Genomic DNA, 18,200 nt, shown 5'->3' on the forward strand with positions numbered 1-18,200 from the left:
TTCCCATGGGTAAAGCTGTGCGATCGTCCGGGATCGCAATCCGGACCTCGGCGGCCAGGACCGATCGGGCCTGGTCGCACACCGTTCGTTCCTTTACCTACAAGGGATGCCGATGACCCTCACCCCCCAGCGCGATCCGATATCCGGCGCGAGACGCGTGGCCCGTATCGCCGTGGCCGCCGGACTGGTGGCCGCGCTCTGTTCCGCCGGGCCGATACCCATGGCCCTCGCCGCCGACGAAGCACCCGTCGCCGCCGACCCGGGTGTGAAGTCCGCCCACGACAAGCTCGGCTCCGACGACGCCGACGCGCTGGCCGAGGCCAAGGCCGAGGGCGACAAGAGCGTCACGATGATGATCGCGACCGCGCCCGGGCAGACCGAGCAGGTCGCACAGCAACTCGACGCGGTCCAGGGCGGCCTGGTCGGCAAGACCTACGACAAGCTCGGCTATGTGCGGGCCACCGTCCCCACCGGCAGGGCGGACGCGGCCATCGCCGCCGCCGCGAAGCTCACCGCCGTGCACGGCATCGACCTGCGGCAGGAGATCCCGCTGGACGACCCGTCGCCGGCCGCGGACACCGTCAAGGGCGCCGCCACCAAGGGCACGGCCTCCTACCCGGCGCCGAACAGGAAGACCCCCGCCGAGAACCCGTACAACCCGTCGTTCGAGACGGGCGCCGTCGACTTCGTGGAGAACAACCCGAAGGCGGACGGCCGGGGCGTCACCATCGGCATCCTCGACTCGGGCGTGGACCTCGCCCACCCGGCACTGCAGAAGACCACCACCGGTGAGCGGAAGATCGTCGACTGGGTGACCTCGACCGACCCGGTCTCCGACGGCGACGGCTCGTGGCGCCGGATGCTCACCTCGGTGGCCGGCCCGGCGTTCTCCGCGACCCCGGCCGACACGGGCGTCGCCGAGACGTTCAAGGCCCCTGCCGGCTCGTACAAGTTCAACTACTTCTACGAGTCCGCGACCGCCGGCGGCGACCAGGCCGGCGACGTCAACCGTGACGGCGACAAGACCGACGTCTGGGGCGTGCTGTACGACGCCGCGGCCGGCACCGTGCGGGTCGACCTCGACGACGACCACGACTTCACCGACGAGCAGCCGATGAAGCCGTACAAGGACGGCTACCGGATCGGCTACTTCGGCACCGACGACCCGGCGACCGACGTCGCCGAGCGCATCCCCTTCGTCATCGAGATCCGCAAGGACGTCGTCTACAACGGCGCGGGCGCCAAGGCCGACTACGTCAACATCGGCATGATCTCCAGCGAACACGGCACCCACGTGGCCGGCATCACCGCCGCGAACGGCCTGTTCGGCGGCGCGATGGACGGCGCCGCGCCGGGCGCGAAGATCGTCTCGTCCCGGGCCTGCGAGTTCGGCCCCGGGTGCACCAACGTCGCACTCACCGAGGGCATGATCGACCTCGTCGCGAACCGTGGCGTGGACATCGTGAACATGTCGATCGGCGGCCTGCCCGCGCTGAACGACGGCAACAACGCGCGCGCCGAGTTGTACACGCGCCTCATCGACACCTACGGCGTGCAGCTGGTGATCTCGGCCGGCAACTCCGGTCCCGGCGCCAACACCATCGGCGACCCGGGCCTGGCCGACAAGGTCATCTCGGTCGGCGCGACCATCTCCAAGGAGACCTGGGCCGCCAACTACGGCTCGGTCGTGGAGAAGAAGTACGCGCTGCTGCCGTTCTCCTCGCGCGGCCCGCGTGAGGACGGCGGCTTCACGCCGACCCTGTCCGCGCCGGGTGCCTCGATCAACACCACCCAGACCTGGCTGCCGGGCGGCCCGGTCGCCGAGGCGGGCTACACCCTGCCGGCCGGCTACTCGATGCTCCAGGGCACCTCGATGGCGTCCCCGCAGGCCGCGGGCGCGTCCGCGCTGCTGCTGTCCGCCGCCAAGGCCAAGAACATCGACCTGACCCCGGCCACCCTGCGCACCGCGCTCACCTCGACCGCCGACCACATCAAGGGTGTGCAGGCGTACGAGGAGGGGGCCGGCCTCATCAACATCGTGGACGCCTGGAAGTCGATCCGCTCCGGCGCCACCGCGCACACCTACTCGGTCAAGGCGCCGGTCGACACCGCGATCGACCAGTTCCTCAAGACGCCGGGCTTCGGCACCGGCCTCTACGACCGTGAGGGCGGCCTCAAGGCCGGCCAGAAGAAGACGTACGACGTCACCATCACCCGTACGTCCGGCGCCGACAAGGCGATCCGGCACGAGCTGTACTTCGAGAACAACGCGTCGAAGACGTTCCGGATCGTCGGCTCGGACGAGGTGAAGCTGCCGCTGAACCAGCCGGTGACCGTGAAGGTGCAGGCCGCCCCGAAGTCCGCGGGCCTCAAGAGCGCGATCCTGGAGGTCGACGACCCGAAAACCGAGGGCGTCGACCAGCAGGTGCTGTCCACGGTCGTGGTCTCGCAGCCGCTGAAGTACACCTACGCGGCGTCGGGTTCCGTGCAGCGCAACAGCAGCCAGTCGTACTTCGTGACCGTGCCCGAGGGCGCCAAGTCGCTGGAGGTCGCGATCGGCGGGCTGAAGGGCACGAGCCAGACCCGGTTCATCGCCATCCACCCGTACGGCGTCCCGGTCGACAACACCAGCACCCCGTACTGCTACAACAACTACCTCGACGGCAACGGCTGCAAGCCGGACGTGCGTGCGTACGCCGACCCGGTGCCGGGCGTCTGGGAGATCGAGGTCGAGTCGCGCCGTACGTCGCCGCTGCTCGACAACCCCTACAAGCTGGACGTCTCCGTTCTCGGCGCGGTCTTCGACCCGGAGGTCGTGACCGTCCCCGAGGCGAAGGTCGGCACCCCGGCCACCGCCTCCTGGAAGGTGACGAACGGCTTCGCCGCGATCGACGGCAAGCTGGTGGGCGGTCCGCTCGGCTCCGCCAAGTCGGCCCGTCCGACGATCGCCACGGGCGAGACGCAGACCACCACGGTCGAGGTGCCCGCGGGCGCCGCGTCCCTGGACGTCGCCATCGGCAACGTCTCCGACCCGGCGGCCGACCTCGACCTGGTCGTGCGGGACGCGGACGGCACCGAGGTGGGCAGCTCCGCCGACGGTGACTCGGAGGAGGCGGTCTCGGTTCCCACCCCGGCCGCCGGCACGTACACCATCGAGGTCATCGGCTACTCGGTCCCGACCGGGTCCACCGCGTACGACTACCAGGACGTGTTCTTCTCCGCCGCCCTCGGTACCGTCACCGTCGACGGGTCGACGCCGGTGAAGCTCGGCACGGGCGACTCGGCGACGGTCTCCGGCAGCGTCGTCGCCGCCGCGGCCGCGCCTCAGGGCCGTGAGTTCTTCGGCCAGGTCCAGCTGGTGAACGCCCGGGGCACGGTCGCGGGCACCGGCAACGTGAAGATCGAGAAGGTCACGCCGTAACCGATCCGGTACGACCGAGGGGCGGGCGTTCGTCGTCATGACGGGCGCCCGCCCTTGTCTCATGCGCAGGTCAGGGTGCGGGACTCGGGCAGCGAGGCGGTGATCCAGGCCCGTTCGCGGGCGACCTCCTGCTCGCCGACGGCCCAGTGGTCGGGCGTGGCGGCGTCGCGGGGGACGCCGAGCAGGACCTGGTCGCCCTTGTGCAGGTCGGTGACGTCGTACCGGCCGATCACGAAGGTGAGCCGGTCCTCTCCCCGCTCCGGCTTGTAGTAGCGGGTCACGTGCACGGTGACGCGCAGCTGTTCGGCGCCGGGGAGCTGTTCGAGGCGGGTGACCGTGCCCTCGACGACCGTGCGGGCGCAGGCCAGGTACCGGGGGCTGCCGAAGCGGACGCCGGACTCCTGCTTGGAGGCCGCGCTGTCGTCCCTGGAGGCCGCGCTGCCGTCGCTGTCCGACGCGGCATCGATGCCGTTCCCGGCCTGGCTCAGCAGCCAGCCCATGCCCGACAGCACGACCGCGACGGCGGCCACCGCGAGGGCGCCGAAGGCAACCCTGAAGGCCCGGCGGCGGGGCCGTGACGGACGTCGCGGAACGGTCCTCGCACCCTCCGAGGGCTCGCCGAGGGCGTGGCCGATGAGCCCCAACTGCTCGCGCAGCAGCGCGAGATCGGACTCGGCGGCACGGTGTTCGGCCATGAAGGCCGCGTCCGCGCGGTCGGCGTCGGACAGCGACTCCTCGGTGATCGCGGCCATCAGCGCGTCCATGTCGGCGCGTCCGTCGTGTTCGGCGGAGCCGTCGTGTTCGGCGGAGCCGTCGTGTTCGGCGGAGCCGTCGTGTTCGGCGGAGCCGTCGTGTTCGGCGGTCATGTCACACCACCTCGTCCTCGTGCAGACGGGCGCGCAGGGCCCGGACCGCCGTGTGCAGCCTGCTCTTGACCGTGCCCTCCGGGATGCCGAGTTCCGTGGCGATCCCGCGCACCGGCAGGTCGGCGTAGAAACGCAGGACGACGACCTGGCGCAGGGCGTCGGGCAGCTCGTCCAGGCCCTGGGCGATGGCGAGGGAGAGCACGCTGGTGTCCTCGCCGGAGGGGTGTTCCAGCTGGCGCAGGGAGGCCAGGCGCTCGCCGATGCGCTCCTGGCGGCGCTTGGCCCGGTGCCAGTCCATGGCCAGGTTGGAGGCGACGACCGCCGCCCACGCGGACACGTCACGCGGCGCCTCGTAGCCGCGCGCCACGCGCTCCAGCAACCTCAGGCGGACCTGCTGCACCCCGTCCGGCAGGTCCGCCTGCGGCACCCCGCCCAGGGCGAGCACCGCTCGCACCCGGCGTTCCTGAGCCGCGTCCAGGGGATCGTCGTGTTCGTCCCCCGGCGCGCGACGGGCCCTTCCGCGCAGCACAGACACCCCTCCCCTCACCGCGTTTCCTCTACGACGCCGTGGCGCGCGGAAACGTTCGGCGGAACCGCGGGAAATCCTTCAGAGGTGTCTTCAGAGGTGTACGTCACACCGTCGGGGGAAGCCGCACAGCTTGCGGCCCGAAGCGGTCGTAGGGCGAATTCCTGCAGCTCAGTGGGGGTGTGGACGGGAGTTCCGCAACCGTGGGCCGTCCCAGGGTGTCCCAGCCCTCGGGCATGGCGGCCAAAGAACTGGACAGGTGGACCCTTGTCGGCCGCATCATGGAAAAGCCTCGGCCAGGCAACACGCACGCAAAGACAGACACAGGGAGTCGCCGTGAGGGTCGGAATCGTCGGAGCCACCGGTCAGGTCGGTACGGTCATGCGCAGGATTCTCACGGAGCGTGACTTCACCGTGACCGAGCTGCGGCTGTTCGCCTCGGCCCGCTCGGCGGGAACGGTCCTGGACGGCGTGACCGTGGAGGACGCGACCACCGCCGACTACACCGGCCTGGACATCGTGCTGTTCTCGGCGGGCGGCTCGACCTCGAAGGCGCTGGCCGAGAAGGTGGCCTCGCAGGGCGCGGTCGTGATCGACAACTCCTCCGCGTGGCGCCGCGACCCGGACGTACCCCTCGTGGTGGCCGAGGTGAACCCGCACGCGATCGCCAACCGCCCCAAGGGCATCATCGCCAACCCGAACTGCACGACGATGGCCGCGATGCCGGTCCTGCGGCCGCTGCACGCCGAGGCGGGCCTCGAAGCGTTGGTCGTGGCCACCTACCAGGCGGTCTCCGGCTCCGGTCTGGCCGGCGTGGACGAGCTGTTCGAGCAGGTCAAGAAGGTCGGCGAGGACGCGCCGAAGCTCACGCACGACGGATCGGCGGCGGAGTTCCCCGCGCCGAACAAGTACGTCGCCCCGATCGCGTACAACGTGCTGCCGCTGGCCGGTTCGATCGTCGACGACGGGCTGCACGAGACCGACGAGGAGCAGAAGCTCCGCCACGAGTCCCGCAAGATCCTGGAGATCCCCGAGCTGAAGGTCTCCGGCACCTGCGTCCGCGTCCCGGTCTTCACGGGTCACTCCCTCCAGGTCAACGCCCGCTTCGCCCGCCCGATCAGCGTGGAGCGCGCGAAGGAGCTGCTCGGCGGTGCGCCCGGCGTCGCCCTCACCGAGGTCCCCAACCCGCTCCAGGCGGCCGGCCAGGACCCGTCGTACGTCGGCCGCATCCGCCGGGACGAGACCGTCGACAACGGCCTCGCCCTGTTCCTCTCCAACGACAACCTCCGCAAGGGCGCCGCGCTGAACGCGGTGCAGATCGCGGAGCTGGTGGCGGCGGAGCTGAAGGGCTGACGCCTCGCTGTCCTGGGGGGGGGCGGCCACCAGCTCGCGGGCTCGTGGCCGCCCTCCGGGTTCTCAGAGAGCCAGGTGACGCCGGAGCGCCAAGTCGATCTCGGCCATCCGCTGGCGCGGGAGCGAGCCGAGCCGCCGCAGCAACCGCTCCGCGGCGACGGCCCTCACCTGCTCGCACTGCGCCTTGGAGTCCTTCGGCAGGTGACACTCGCCCGCGCTGAGGAACACCTGGAAGGTGAGGACCCGCGTCGTGTTGGACGTCAGCGGCACCACCGTGACAACACCCCGGCCGTGGCGCTCGACCGACTGGTTGGCGCCGTCGTTGGACACGATCACCGAGGGGCGCGCCTTGTTCGCCTCGGCGCCCCGGGTGGGTTCGTAGTCGACGAGGTAGATGTCACCGCGCTTCATCAGTCAGTCCGTCTCCCGTGAGCCCGTCCCAGAACTCGGCGTCGCCGCTGCCGTCCCACTCGGCGAACGCCTCCGTGTACTCCGCCTCCAACTGAGCCGCGCGCAGCAGCTCGATCGCGGCGTGTATCACGGCGGACCGGGACTCGGCCTCGGTTCTGGCCGCGTACTCGTCGACGAAGGCGACATCCTCCTGTGGCAGGCTCACACTGATCTTCATACCCTCGATGCTACCAAGGGTAGGCAAAGGTCGGCCACTCCAAACGGAGCCCGCTTCGTGGAAGGATGGCGCAACCCACACATAACGAGGAGATGACCGCGTGCCTGGCACAAACCTGACTCGCGAAGAGGCGCAGCAGCGGGCGAAGCTGCTCACCGTTGACTCGTACGAGATCGATCTCGACCTCTCCGGCGCGCAGGAGGGCGGCACTTACAGGTCCGTGACCACGGTGCGCTTCGACGTCGCCGAATCCGGCACGGAGTCCTTCATCGACCTGGTCGCCCCGACCGTCCACGAGGTCGCTCTCAACGGCGACGCGCTCGACCCCGCCGAGCTCTTCGCGGACTCCCGGATCGCGCTGCCCGGTCTGCTGGAGGGCCGCAACATCCTGCGGGTCGTCGCCGACTGCGCGTACACCAACACCGGGGAGGGCCTGCACCGGTTCGTCGACCCCGTCGACAACCAGGCCTACCTGTACACCCAGTTCGAGGTGCCGGACGCCCGCCGCGTCTTCGCGAGCTTCGAGCAGCCCGACCTCAAGGCCACCTTCCAGTTCACCGTGAAGGCGCCGGACGGCTGGACGGTCATCTCCAACTCGCCGACGCCCGAACCGAAGGACAGCGTCTGGGAGTTCGAGCCGACGCCGCGGATCTCGTCGTACATCACCGCGCTGATCGTCGGCCCGTACCACTCGGTGCACAGCGTGTACGAGAAGGACGGCCAGTCGGTCCCGCTCGGCATCTACTGCCGTCCCTCGCTCGCCGAGCACCTCGACTCGGACGCCATCTTCGAGGTGACCCGGCAGGGCTTCGACTGGTTCCAGGAGAAGTTCGACTACCCGTACCCGTTCAAGAAGTACGACCAGCTGTTCGTGCCGGAGTTCAACGCGGGCGCGATGGAGAACGCGGGCGCGGTCACCATCCGCGACCAGTACGTGTTCCGGTCCAAGGTGACGGACGCCGCCTACGAGATGCGCGCCGAGACGATCCTGCACGAGCTGGCCCACATGTGGTTCGGCGACCTGGTCACCATGGAGTGGTGGAACGACCTGTGGCTGAACGAGTCGTTCGCCACCTACACCTCCATCGCCTGCCAGGCGCACGCGCCGGGGAGCCGCTGGCCGCACTCCTGGACCACCTTCGCTAACTCCATGAAGACGTGGGCGTACCGCCAGGACCAACTGCCGTCCACGCACCCGATCATGGCCGAGATCAACGACCTCGACGACGTGCTCGTCAACTTCGACGGCATCACGTACGCCAAGGGCGCCTCCGTACTGAAGCAGCTCGTCGCGTACGTCGGCTCGGACGAGTTCTTCGCGGGCGTGCAGGCGTATTTCAAGGCGCACGCGTACGGCAACACCCGTCTGTCCGACCTGCTGGGCGCGCTGGAGGAGACCTCCGGCCGTGACCTGGGGACCTGGTCGCAGAAGTGGCTCCAGACCGCCGGTATCAACATCCTGCGGCCCGAGATCGAGACGGACGCCGACGGTGTCATCACGTCCTTCGCGATCCGCCAGGAGGCCCCGGCCCTGCCGACGGGCGCGAAGGGCGAGCCCACGCTGCGCCCGCACCGCATCGCCGTCGGCCTCTACGAGCTCGACGAGGACAGCGGCAAGCTGGTCCGGGACGAGCGCGTCGAGCTGGACGTGGACGGCGAACTGACCGCCGTACCCCAGCTGGTGGGCAAGCGCAGGGCGGCCGTGGTGCTGCTGAACGACGACGACCTGTCGTACGCGAAGGTCCGCCTCGACGAGCGGTCCCTCGCCTTCGTCACCGAGCACCTCGGCGACTTCGAGTCGTCCCTGCCCCGCGCGCTGTGCTGGGCGTCGGCGTGGGACATGACCCGGGACGCCGAGCTGCCGACCCGCGACTACCTGTCCCTGGTGCTGTCCGGCATCGGCAAGGAGTCCGACATCGGCGTCGTGCAGTCGCTGCACCGCCAGGTGAAGCTGGCGATCGAGCTGTACGCCGACCCGAGCGCCCGCGAGGCCCTGCTGACCCGCTGGACGGACGCCACGCTGGCGCACCTGCGCGCGGCGGCGCCGGGCAGCGACCACCAGCTGGCGTGGGCACGCGCGTTCGCCGCGACCGCGCGGACCCCGGAGCAGCTCGATCTGCTGGACGCGCTGCTGGAGGGCACGCAGACGATCGAGGGCCTGGCCGTCGACACCGAGCTGCGCTGGTCGTTCGTGCAGCGCCTGGCCGCCGTGGGGCGCTACGACGAGGCGGAGATCACCGGCGAGTACGAGCGGGACAAGACCGCCGCCGGTGAGCGGCACGCGGCCACCGCCCGGGCCGCCCGTCCGACCGAGGAGGCCAAGGCGGAGGCGTGGGCGTCGGTCGTCGAGTCCGACAAGCTGCCGAACGCCGTCCAGGAGGCGGTCATCGGCGGCTTCGTCCAGACCGACCAGCGTGAGCTGCTCGCCCCGTACACGGAGACGTTCTTCACCGTGGTCAAGGACATCTGGGAGGACCGCTCGCACGAGATCGCCCAGCAGATCGCGGTCGGCCTCTACCCGTCGCTCCAGGTCTCGCAGGACACCCTGCGCCTGACGGACGAGTGGCTGGCCTCCGCGGAGCCCAGCGCGGCCCTGCGGCGGCTGATCTCCGAGTCCCGCGCGGGCGTGGAACGCGCGTTGAAGGCGCAGGCCGCGGACGCGGCGGCCGAGTAGGAGCCGGTGGTGGCCGGCAGTAGCCGCTAGTAGCCGCTAGTACGACGACGGGGGCGTCCGGTGCCGAACCGGACGCCCCCGTTCGCGTGCCAGCACCCGCGCGGCTCGTCGTCTACCGTCGCAGCGCCGGACCCGTCAGGCCCGTCAGGCCCTTCGAGTCCTTTCGGGTACGTCCTTCGGTGAGGCTGAACGATCGAGCGGGTGGGCGCGGCCCCGACTCCCCGAGCTGTCCCGCCACCGTCGCCCCGAAGGCCAGCGCCATGCCCGCCAGCTGCACCGGTGTGAGGGCCTGCCCGAGCGCCGCCCAGCCGACCACGGCGGCGGTCAGGGGGGACAGCGGGCCGAGGAAGGTGACCTGGGTGGCGGTGAGCCGGCCGATGCCGCGGAACCAGAGCCAGTACGCGACCGCCGTGTTCGCCAGCGCCAGGTAGAGGTAGCCGCCGATCGCCCGGCCGTCCAGCGCGGGCGGCGCGCCCTCGACGAGGAGGGCGAGCGGGGCGATGAGCAGACCGCCCGCGGTGAGCTGCCAGGCGGTGAGCGCCAGCGGGCCCACGCCGTCCGGGCGGCCCCACCGCTTGGTCAGTACGGTGCCGGTCGACATCGAGGCGGTCGAGGCGAGGGCGGCCAGCACCCCGACGGGGTCGAGCGCGCCGGCCGCCTTCAGCACGACCAGGCTCACCCCGGAGGCGGCGACGAATCCGGTGAGCACGCTGCGGGCCGTCGGCCGCTGTCCCAGCAGCAGCGCCGAGAGCCCCACGACGAACAGCGGCCCGACCGACCCGACGACCGCCGCCATACCGCCCGGCATCCGGTACGCCGACAGGAACAGCAGCGGGAAGAAGGCGCCGATGTTCAGCGCCCCCAGCACCGCCGCCTTGCCCCACCAGACACCGCGCGGCAGTACCCGGGCGATCGCCAGCAGGACCAGCCCGGCGGGCAGGGCACGCATGAGGCCGGTGAACAGAGGGCGGTCGGCCGGCAGGAGCTCGGTGGTGACGGCGTACGTGGTGCCCCAGGAGACGGGGGCGAGGGCGGTGAGCAGAACGGTCGTGGGCCGCTTCATGACCGGCACCCTTCCCAGAAGGTAGCTTGACGGTAATTAGCTTAGCTCTAAGCAACTTACAGTCAAGTTACTTTCTTGCGGGTGACCGGAACCCGTGACCGGAACCCTGCGGACAACGGATACTCATCGCATGAGTGCACAGCGCAAGGACCCGGTCGACGCGATCATCGAGCAGTGGGCCACCGTGCGGCCCGACCTCGACACCGCCGCCATGGAGGTCTTCGGCCGGGTCTACCGGCTCTCGCGCGCGATGGGCGACCGTATGAACAAGGCGTACGCCACCCTCGGCATCTCCCGCGGCGAGTTCGACGTCCTGGCCACCCTGCGCCGCTCCGGCGAGCCCTACGCCCTCTCACCCCGCCAGCTGTCGGCGACGCTCATGCTCACCACCGGCGGGATGACCGGCCGCCTCGACAAACTGGAACGGGCCGGACTGCTGCGCCGCTCCCCCGACCCGCACGACCGTCGGGGCCTCCAGGTGACCCTCACCGACACGGGGCTGGACCTTGTCGACCGGGCCGTCGGCGCGGGCCTCGCCGTCCAGACCGAGGCCCTGTCCGCCCTGCACACCGAACAGGCCGGCCAACTGGCCGACCTGTTGCGGGAGTTGCTGCTCTCGACGGAATCGGCGGACACGTAGCGCCCCCGCTCCTCGGGGACGGCTCAGCCGACGTGTGCGGCGAGGGCCGTCTCGATCGCGGAGGGGGCGGCGGAGGGGTCGGCGGTGTCGGCCGCCCAGGCCACGTAGCCGTCGGGGCGCACCAGCATTGCCGTACGCCGGTCGCTCGCCCAGTGCTCCACCGTGAGCCGGTCCTTGCGGGCGGCGCCCTGCTCCTCGTACGACGCGGACGTCTTCGGCGTGATCAGCACGAACCGTCCGCCGCGCAGGGCCTCGTAGAGGCGGCCGCTCTCCAGGGCCACGTCCGGGACGCGGGTGCCGGTGAGGCGGTGGGCGCCTCGGGGCGCGGCGTACCGGTAGCCGATACCGGAGATCTGGCCGACCATCTTGCGGCGGGCCGGGCCGACGGCCTTGAGGAAACCGGTCACCGCCGACCGCAGCGCCAGGGTCCAGGGGCGCTTGGCCATCCCGAGCCGGACCAGGCCGCCACTGCTGCGCAGCACGGCCCGGCCGATAGGGTGCCGCTCGGCCTGGTAGGTGTCGAGGAGTTCCGGACCCGCGTGGCCGTGGACGACCTGGGCGAGCTTCCAGCTGAGGTTGGCCGCGTCCTGCAGGCCGGTGTTCAGACCCTGCCCGCCGGCGGGGCTGTGGACGTGCGCGGCGTCCCCGGCGAGGAAGACACGGCCCACGCGGTAGGCGGGCGCCTGGCGTTCGTCACTGTGGAAGCGGGACATCCAGCGGGGGTCGTGCATCCCGAAGTCCCGGCCGAAGGCGATCCGGGCGATCTCCTTGATCTCGTCGAGGTCGACGGGCTCACTGTCGGACACGTCGCGGCCGTAGTGCCAGCCGAAGACGCGGTAGTACCCGTCCCCGAAGGGCGCGAGGAAGGCGAAGACGCCACGGTCGGCACTGGCGGTGAACACGACCGCGGGCTCCTCGGCGAGCTTCACGTCCGCCAGCACGATGGACCGGATGACGGAGCGGCCGGGGAACGGCAACCCGATGGCGTTCCGGACGACGCTGCGCATCCCGTCGGCGCCGACGACATACGCGGCACGCAGCGTCTCAGCCTCCCCGCCGGGGCCGCTCACCTCGACGGTGACCCCGTCCGCGTCCTGGGTCAGCCCGGTCACCTCGGACCCGTACCGGAACTCCACGCCTGCCGCGACGGCTCGCCGCTCCAGGGCCTTCTCGACCTCGTACTGCGGGATGACGAGCAGGTGGTTGAAGCGGGAGGGGAGGGCGGCGAGGTCGACTTCGAGGCGGGTGAAGAGGCGAAGGCTGTCGAGGGTGCGGCCGGCCGCCTCGACGTCGTCGGCCAGACCCCGGGCGTCGAGCTGTTCCAGGGTGCGGGCGTGCAGGACGAAGGCGCGGGAGAGGTTGCTGATCTCGTGGGGGCGCTTTTCGAGGAGGGTGACGGGGACGCCTGCGGTGGCGAGGTCACCGGCCAGCAGGAGACCGGTGGGGCCGGAGCCGACGATGATCACGGGAGGCGTGTTGTTGGTGGGGCCGGTGGTGCCAGTGGTGCCGTTCATGGGGACCTCCTGGGATGCCAACTCCTGTTGGTCAACTCCTGTTGGCCAACAACTGTTGGCCAACAACTGTTGGTAAAGTTAGGGCGGTCGGCGCGAGATGTCAACGCTTGTTGACCAACACATGTTGACCTACGCTTGTTGGCATGGCTGAAAGCACGTCTCCCCCGAAGGCAAAGCGCTCTGACGCGACCCGGAACGCGATCCTCGCCGCCGCGCGGGAGCGCTTCGCGGCCGACGGCTACGAGCGGGCCACCATTCGCGCCATCGCCAAGGACGCGGTCATCGACCCGTCGATGGTGATGCGCTACTTCGGCAACAAGGAGGGCCTGTTCGCGGCGGCCGTCGCGGTCGATCTGAAAATGCCGGACCTGGGGTCACTGCCGCGGGAGGACGTCGGCCGGGTGCTGGTGAACCACTTCCTCGACATGTGGGAGGAGAACGAGGTGCTCACCGCACTGCTGCGGGTCGGCGTGACCAATCAGGACGGGGCCCGGCGTGTGCAGGGCATCTTCCGGGACCAGTTGCTGCCGGTCGCCCGTCAGGTGTGCCCCGACCCCGAGCAGGCTCCGACCCGGGCGGCGCTCGTGGCCACCCAGTTGCTGGGGCTGGCGCTGACGCGGTACGTCCTGCGGTTTCCGCCGGCCGTCGCGCTGGTCCGCGAGGAGGCGGTGGCGTGGCTGGGGCCGACGGTGCAGCGGTATTTCACGGCGCCCAGTCCGTGAGGGGACGGTGCGCGGGACCAGGCCGGGCTCAGTGAGCCGAGCCGGCGCGGAGATCTGCGCGGCCCGCATCTCACCGGGAACACGCAAGGGCGCCGGCCCAGCACCCACGTACGGGCTGATGCGCGTACGTGCGGCGGGCGCGGCGCCCTGCGAAGAGCGTGCGGGGTACCCGTCCCCGGGTGGGGACCGGCAGCCCTGTCAGACCATTCAGGCCTTCGAGCCGGCCTCGGCCTTGGGCTTGGTCTTGATGTTGCGGGTGGTGACCCGGTGCGACTCGTGCGACTTGTCGAGGACCAGGACCAGGCCCGCGATGACCCCGAACAGCACGAGGGGGGCCACGACATACAGGCCCAGCGTCTCGACGACGCTCAGGCCCGAGCCCGGATCGTCGCCGTCGTCGGGGGTCAGCGCGAACGCGGGGGACGACATGAGCAGCATCATCAGCGTCGTACCGGCAGCCAGGGCACCGGCGCGCAGGGCGTTCTTCTTGTCCACGGTGCCAAAAGTATCGAACGCCGGTGGGCGGCGCTCGTCCGGGGTGCCGTATGAGGCGATCGGGGTGCCGTATGAGGCGATCAGCCCTCCGCCGACTCCCGCAGCACCTCCATCAACGCGTGCAGCCTCGGTGACCCGGCCAGCTCCTCCAGTGTCACCGGCCTGCCCTCCGCGTCCGCGATCGGCAACCGCCAGTTCGGGTACTGGTCCCAGGTCCCCGGGAGGTTCTGGGGACGGCGGTCGCCCACGCCGTCCGGGAGCCAGATGCCGAGCATGCGGGCCGGGGTGCGCAGCAGGAAGCGGTGGACGGCCTGGATCTCGGCTTCCTCCGAGGAGGCGTCGGAGCCGCCGCCCGTGCCCTGGAGGAGGCCGAGTCGGGTGAGCAGGCCCAGCCACTCCGCCGTGTCCGCGGCGGCCTCGGCCCGCTCCTCCTCCAGAGGGCGGGTCAACAGGCCCAGGCTGTCGCGGAGTTCGACGTGTTCGCCGGTGAGGCGGGCGGCGGTGGACGGCAGGTCGTGGGTGGTGGCGGTGGCCAGGCAGTCGGCGCGCCAGCGGTCGGGGGCCAGGGGGCGGCCGTCGCCCTCCCAGTCGCGCTCGAACCACAGCACCGACGTGCCGAGCACGCCCCGCTCGCGCAGCGTCTCGCGCACCCCGGGTTCGACGGTGCCCAGGTCCTCGCCGATCACCACCGCCCCGGCCCGCCAGGCCTCCAGCACGAGGACGGCGAGCATGGCCTCGGCGTCGTAGTGGACGTACGTACCGTCCGTGGGCGCCTCGCCCAGCGGGACCCACCACAGCCGGAACAGGCCCATGACGTGGTCGATCCGCAGGGCGCCGGCATAGCGGAACAGCGCCCGCAGCAGGTGCTGGAAGGGCGCGTAGCCGGACTCGGCCAGACGGTCGGGGCGCCAGGGCGGCAGCCCCCAGTCCTGGCCGCGCGCGTTGAAGGCGTCCGGGGGCGCGCCGACCGACATGCCGGCCGCGAAGTACTCCTGCTGCGCCCAGGCGTCGGCGCCCTCGGGGTGCACACCGACAGCGAGGTCATGGACGATCCCGACCGGCATGCCCGCCTCGCGGGCCGCGCGCTGGGCGGCGGTGAGCTGGGTGTCGGTGAGCCAGGCGAGGCGGCAGTAGAAGTCGACGTGGTCCATCAACTCCTCGCGGGCGCGGGCCGTTTCGGCGGAGCGCGGGTCACGCAGGCCGGCCGGCCACCGATGCCAGTCGGAGCCGTGCACCTCGGCGAGCGCGTACCAGGTGGCGTGGTCCTCCAGGGCCTCGTCCTGCTCGGCGAGGTAGTCGCCGTAGGCGGCGCGTCGGCCCGGCCCGAGCGGTACGGCCCGCACCAGCTCCAGCGCCTCCCGCTTGAGCTCCCACACGGCGTCCCGGTCGATCAGCGCGGACTTCTCCAGTACGGAGGCGCGCAGCCCGTCGGCCCGCTCCAGCAGGGCCCGTACGCGCTCGCGGTCCTCGACATGGGCGTACTCGGGGATGTCCGCCACCCGCAGATGGACCGGATCCGGGAAGCGGCGCGAGGAGGGACGGTAGGGGGAGGGATCCGTGGGGGCGCCGGGCACGGCCGCGTGCAGCGGGTTGACCTGGACGAATCCGGCGCCGAGCGCCCGGCCCGCCCAGGAGGCCAGTTCGGCGAGGTCGCCGAGGTCTCCCATGCCCCAGGAGCGGCGGGAAAGGAGGGAGTAGAGCTGCACGAGCAGCCCGTACGAGCGTCCGGGGGGCGCGGGCAGCCGGGGCGGGGCGACGATCAAGTGGGCGTCGGCGGTGCGGCCGTCGGGGGCGGTCGCGGCCAACCGGTGGACTCCGGGCGGGAGTTGATCGGCGGCGGCGCGGGTCTCGCCCTGTTCGGTGGTGATGCTCAGCCGGGTGCCGGCCGGGAGGGCGTCGAGGGCTTCGGGCGTACTGCCGCTCCAGCCCACCACGGTCGGCGGCAGCAGCCGTCCGCGCAGCCCCGCTTCCCGGGCCGTGCGCGCGGCGCGGACCGCCTCGGGGCTGTCGGCGGCGACGCCCAGGGCGGTCAGGGTCCGGGTGACGGCGGTGGCCGAGGCCGGGACCGTACGGTCCGGGGAGGGGCTGTAGGAGGTGGAGACGCCATACAGCGCGGCGAGCCGGGACAGGTCCTCGGTGAGTGGCTCGACCGGCCGGGGCGCCGTCATCTACGGCTCCGCGTGGGCATCGGACTCGCTGGTCAGCGGGGCGTCGCCGAGCGGCGGCTCGCTGGTGAGGGGCTCGGCGTCGGGCAGGGGCGGTTCGCTGGTGAGGGGTGCCTCGACGCAGGCGCCCTCCGCGCTGAACATGCACAGGTGAAGATCGGATGCGGCGGACGGTTCCGCCTCGGGCAGGGCGGACAGGGCGGAAGGGTCCGCCTCGGGTTTGGAAAGGGCCGGGAGCAGAAGGGGTGCAGATGCGGCCACGGGGGCCTCCTTGTCGAGTACGACGTGCGGATACCGCAGCCCTACCCAGTGGTCGCGAGGGCAGACGTACCCGAGGGAACAACGTGCCTCTTATCACAATCTGTTCGAGTGCGGTATTCCCAGACTGAGGCAAACACCGCATGACGGCTGCTCCCGTTCCCTGACGGGCAGGTCCGCCGGCGCTCGGGGCGCCGGAGTGCGGCGAGCCGCGTGAACCGTACGCTCCGAGGTCGTCGATAGACGGGGTGTGAGACTGTTCCGCCCCATGGGGGGCCACCGCGAGAAGGACCATGGAGACGCAGAGGGCTCTGACGCGGCACTGTTGCGGGCGGTCGCGGCCGGCGACTCGGCGGCCATGGCCGCGCTGTACGACCGGCACGCGGGATGGCTGCACGCGCGGCTGACCCGGCGTTGCGCCGATCCCGAGGTCGTGCGCGAGGTGTTGCAGGACACCTTCGTGACCGTGTGGCGGTCGGCGGCCGGGCATCGCGGCGAGGAGGCCGGCGGCTGGCTGTGGACGATCGCCGCGCGCCGCCTGGTCGACGCGCGCCGGGCGCACGAGCGGGCGGCGCGGGTCACGGGGGCGCCGCTGGAGCCGACGAGCACCGGGTACGAGTCCGCCGCGGTCGCGCCGTCCGCGGAGGACCGGGTGCTGGCGGCGCTGGAGTACGGCGACGTGGGCACAGCCCTCGACCGGATCTCGCCCGAGCTGCGCGAGGTGCTGCGCGCCACGGTCGTCGACGGACTGACCACGCGCGAGGCGGCCCGACTGCTCGGCATCCCGGAGGGGACCGTCAAGTCCCGCGCGATGCGCGCCCGCGCCGAACTCCGCGCGGCTCTCGCCCAGTTGAACCCGTCACCGATGGGAGGCCCGGCATGACCGGCTGGCACGCGTCCGACGACCTCGTCTCCCGCTACGGCGACGGCTCCCTCCCGGAACCGGACGCCTGGTCCCTGGAGAAACACCTCGAAACCTGCGGCCGGTGCGCGAGCCGCGTGTCCCGGGCCGTACGTGAGACGGCGGCGGGAGTGGCCCTGGCGCAGGTACGGGAGGCGGTCCTGGGAGCCGCGCCCACCCTGCCGACCGCCACGACGCCGACCACGACTCAGCCCCATGCCCGCCCCCGCGCCCGCCCCCTCGCTCTCCCCTCCCCCGGCCCCCGCCTCGCCCACCTCCTCTGGGCCGCCGGGCCCGCCGTGCGCGGGGCCTGGCTGCCCGCCGTGCTGCTCGTGGCCTTCGGTGCCGTGGCGCTCGCGTACGGGGCCGACATCACCGGCGTACGGCCTCTGCTGCTGGCCGTCGCCCCCGTCGTACCGGTCGCCGGGGTGGCCCTGTCCTACGGGGCGCACGCCGACCCGCTGCACGAGATCGCCGCTTCGACACCCTCCGCCGGGCTGCGGCTGGTGCTGACGCGGACGGCCGCCGTGCTGGCGGTGAGTGTGCCGCTGCTGACGCTGGCGGGGCTGCTGGTGCCGTCCTCGGACGCGCCGGGCGCGGCGGCCTGGCTGCTGCCGGGGCTCGCGCTGACGCTGGCCTCGCTCGCCCTGGCCGGCTATGTCGACGTCCGTACGGCGACGGCCGTGACCGGCGGCGGTTGGCTCTGCGCCGTGCTCGCCCCGGTGCTCGCAGCCCCGGGCGGGCACCTGACGGCCCGGCTGGCCGAGCAGCTCCAGTACTGCCTCGACGGCGCCCCGGCACAGGGCGGCTGGGCAGCGGCGGCCGTCCTGTCCGCCGTCCTGCTGGCCGCCCGCCGACCCGCCTACGACCGCCTGGAACGGCGTTGAGCACGGCAGGCACGGCAGGCACAGCAGGCACAGCAGCAGGCACGGCGGGCACAGCCACGAGAGTGCGGACCGCGTCCGCCTCCCACC

At 71.7% G+C, this 18,200-nt stretch carries 16 protein-coding genes; 7 read left to right on the forward strand and 9 right to left on the reverse strand.

Annotated elements, in window-relative coordinates; all coding sequences use genetic code 11:
* The first annotated feature begins 112 nt into the window (after nucleotides 1-112).
* Nucleotides 113-3,421 carry a S8 family serine peptidase gene (locus AB0H86_RS14525; protein ID WP_362437107.1) on the forward strand — a complete coding sequence of 1,103 codons (3,309 nt, stop codon included), beginning with the start codon at nucleotides 113-115 and terminating at the stop codon, nucleotides 3,419-3,421.
* A 59-nt stretch (nucleotides 3,422-3,480) separates the two neighbouring features.
* Here AB0H86_RS14525 and AB0H86_RS14530 read toward each other — a convergent pair whose 3' ends face one another.
* The gene (locus tag AB0H86_RS14530; protein ID WP_362437109.1) at nucleotides 3,481-4,287 is read right to left on the reverse strand and encodes a hypothetical protein; all 807 of its coding nucleotides are present in this window, start codon (nucleotides 4,285-4,287) and stop codon (nucleotides 3,481-3,483) included.
* A 1-nt stretch (nucleotide 4,288) separates the two neighbouring features.
* Nucleotides 4,289-4,822: a sigma-70 family RNA polymerase sigma factor gene (locus AB0H86_RS14535; protein ID WP_362437111.1), complete on the reverse strand. Its 534-nt coding sequence runs from the start codon at nucleotides 4,820-4,822 to the stop codon at nucleotides 4,289-4,291.
* Between the two features lie 327 nt (nucleotides 4,823-5,149).
* Between AB0H86_RS14535 and AB0H86_RS14540 the strand changes: the two genes are divergently transcribed.
* Entirely contained in the window at nucleotides 5,150-6,166 is a 1,017-nt protein-coding gene (locus AB0H86_RS14540) for an aspartate-semialdehyde dehydrogenase (RefSeq protein ID WP_362437113.1), read from the forward strand.
* A gap of 63 nt (nucleotides 6,167-6,229) precedes the next feature.
* On the opposite strand, the gene AB0H86_RS14545 is transcribed toward AB0H86_RS14540, so the two are convergent.
* Both AB0H86_RS14545 and AB0H86_RS14550 read right to left on the reverse strand, forming a co-directional pair.
* Complete coding sequence (locus AB0H86_RS14545) at nucleotides 6,230-6,577, reverse strand: type II toxin-antitoxin system PemK/MazF family toxin (RefSeq protein ID WP_362437115.1); 348 nt, start codon at nucleotides 6,575-6,577, stop codon at nucleotides 6,230-6,232.
* Nucleotides 6,564-6,794 (reverse strand): ribbon-helix-helix domain-containing protein, encoded by a 231-nt coding sequence (locus AB0H86_RS14550; protein WP_362437117.1) that lies wholly within the window; start codon nucleotides 6,792-6,794, stop codon nucleotides 6,564-6,566. The genes AB0H86_RS14545 and AB0H86_RS14550 overlap by 14 nt, the downstream gene beginning before the upstream one ends.
* A gap of 100 nt (nucleotides 6,795-6,894) precedes the next feature.
* On the opposite strand from AB0H86_RS14550, the gene pepN reads away from it, so the two are divergent.
* Nucleotides 6,895-9,468, forward strand: coding sequence for an aminopeptidase N (pepN, locus tag AB0H86_RS14555; RefSeq protein ID WP_362437119.1), 2,574 nt, complete (start codon nucleotides 6,895-6,897; stop codon nucleotides 9,466-9,468).
* A 112-nt stretch (nucleotides 9,469-9,580) separates the two neighbouring features.
* Here the strand turns inward: pepN and AB0H86_RS14560 are convergent, their stop codons facing one another.
* On the reverse strand, nucleotides 9,581-10,531 hold the full coding sequence (locus AB0H86_RS14560) for an EamA family transporter (protein ID WP_362437121.1): 951 nt from the start codon (nucleotides 10,529-10,531) through the stop codon (nucleotides 9,581-9,583).
* Nucleotides 10,532-10,661: 130 nt separating this feature from the next.
* On the opposite strand from AB0H86_RS14560, the gene AB0H86_RS14565 reads away from it, so the two are divergent.
* A complete protein-coding gene (locus tag AB0H86_RS14565) occupies nucleotides 10,662-11,171 on the forward strand; it encodes a MarR family transcriptional regulator (protein ID WP_362437123.1) in 510 nt (169 codons plus the stop codon).
* A gap of 23 nt (nucleotides 11,172-11,194) precedes the next feature.
* Here AB0H86_RS14565 and AB0H86_RS14570 read toward each other — a convergent pair whose 3' ends face one another.
* On the reverse strand, nucleotides 11,195-12,685 hold the full coding sequence (locus AB0H86_RS14570) for an FAD-dependent oxidoreductase (protein WP_362437125.1): 1,491 nt from the start codon (nucleotides 12,683-12,685) through the stop codon (nucleotides 11,195-11,197).
* A gap of 143 nt (nucleotides 12,686-12,828) precedes the next feature.
* Between AB0H86_RS14570 and AB0H86_RS14575 the strand changes: the two genes are divergently transcribed.
* Entirely contained in the window at nucleotides 12,829-13,407 is a 579-nt protein-coding gene (locus tag AB0H86_RS14575; RefSeq protein WP_362437127.1) for a TetR family transcriptional regulator, read from the forward strand.
* A gap of 207 nt (nucleotides 13,408-13,614) precedes the next feature.
* On the opposite strand, the gene AB0H86_RS14580 is transcribed toward AB0H86_RS14575, so the two are convergent.
* The 3 genes from AB0H86_RS14580 to AB0H86_RS14590 form a co-directional block, all read right to left on the reverse strand.
* Nucleotides 13,615-13,902: a hypothetical protein gene (locus AB0H86_RS14580; RefSeq protein ID WP_362437129.1), complete on the reverse strand. Its 288-nt coding sequence runs from the start codon at nucleotides 13,900-13,902 to the stop codon at nucleotides 13,615-13,617.
* 80 nt (nucleotides 13,903-13,982) lie between these two features.
* A complete protein-coding gene (gene malQ / locus AB0H86_RS14585) occupies nucleotides 13,983-16,070 on the reverse strand; it encodes a 4-alpha-glucanotransferase (RefSeq protein ID WP_362437131.1) in 2,088 nt (695 codons plus the stop codon).
* Nucleotides 16,071-16,328, reverse strand: a complete 258-nt coding sequence (locus AB0H86_RS14590) for a hypothetical protein (RefSeq protein ID WP_362437133.1) — start codon at nucleotides 16,326-16,328, stop codon at nucleotides 16,071-16,073. It lies immediately after the preceding gene.
* Nucleotides 16,329-16,593: 265 nt separating this feature from the next.
* Between AB0H86_RS14590 and AB0H86_RS14595 the strand changes: the two genes are divergently transcribed.
* Together AB0H86_RS14595 and AB0H86_RS14600 are read left to right on the forward strand one after the other, a co-directional pair.
* Nucleotides 16,594-17,208 (forward strand): RNA polymerase sigma factor, encoded by a 615-nt coding sequence (locus tag AB0H86_RS14595; RefSeq protein WP_362437135.1) that lies wholly within the window; start codon nucleotides 16,594-16,596, stop codon nucleotides 17,206-17,208.
* The gene (locus AB0H86_RS14600; RefSeq protein WP_362437137.1) at nucleotides 17,205-18,113 is read left to right on the forward strand and encodes a zf-HC2 domain-containing protein; all 909 of its coding nucleotides are present in this window, start codon (nucleotides 17,205-17,207) and stop codon (nucleotides 18,111-18,113) included. Before AB0H86_RS14595 ends, AB0H86_RS14600 begins: the two co-directional genes overlap by 4 nt.
* The last annotated feature ends 87 nt before the right edge of the window (nucleotides 18,114-18,200 follow it).

The sequence above is a fragment of the Streptomyces sp. NPDC050997 genome (genome assembly GCF_040660135.1).
GTDB lineage: Bacteria > Actinomycetota > Actinomycetes > Streptomycetales > Streptomycetaceae > Streptomyces.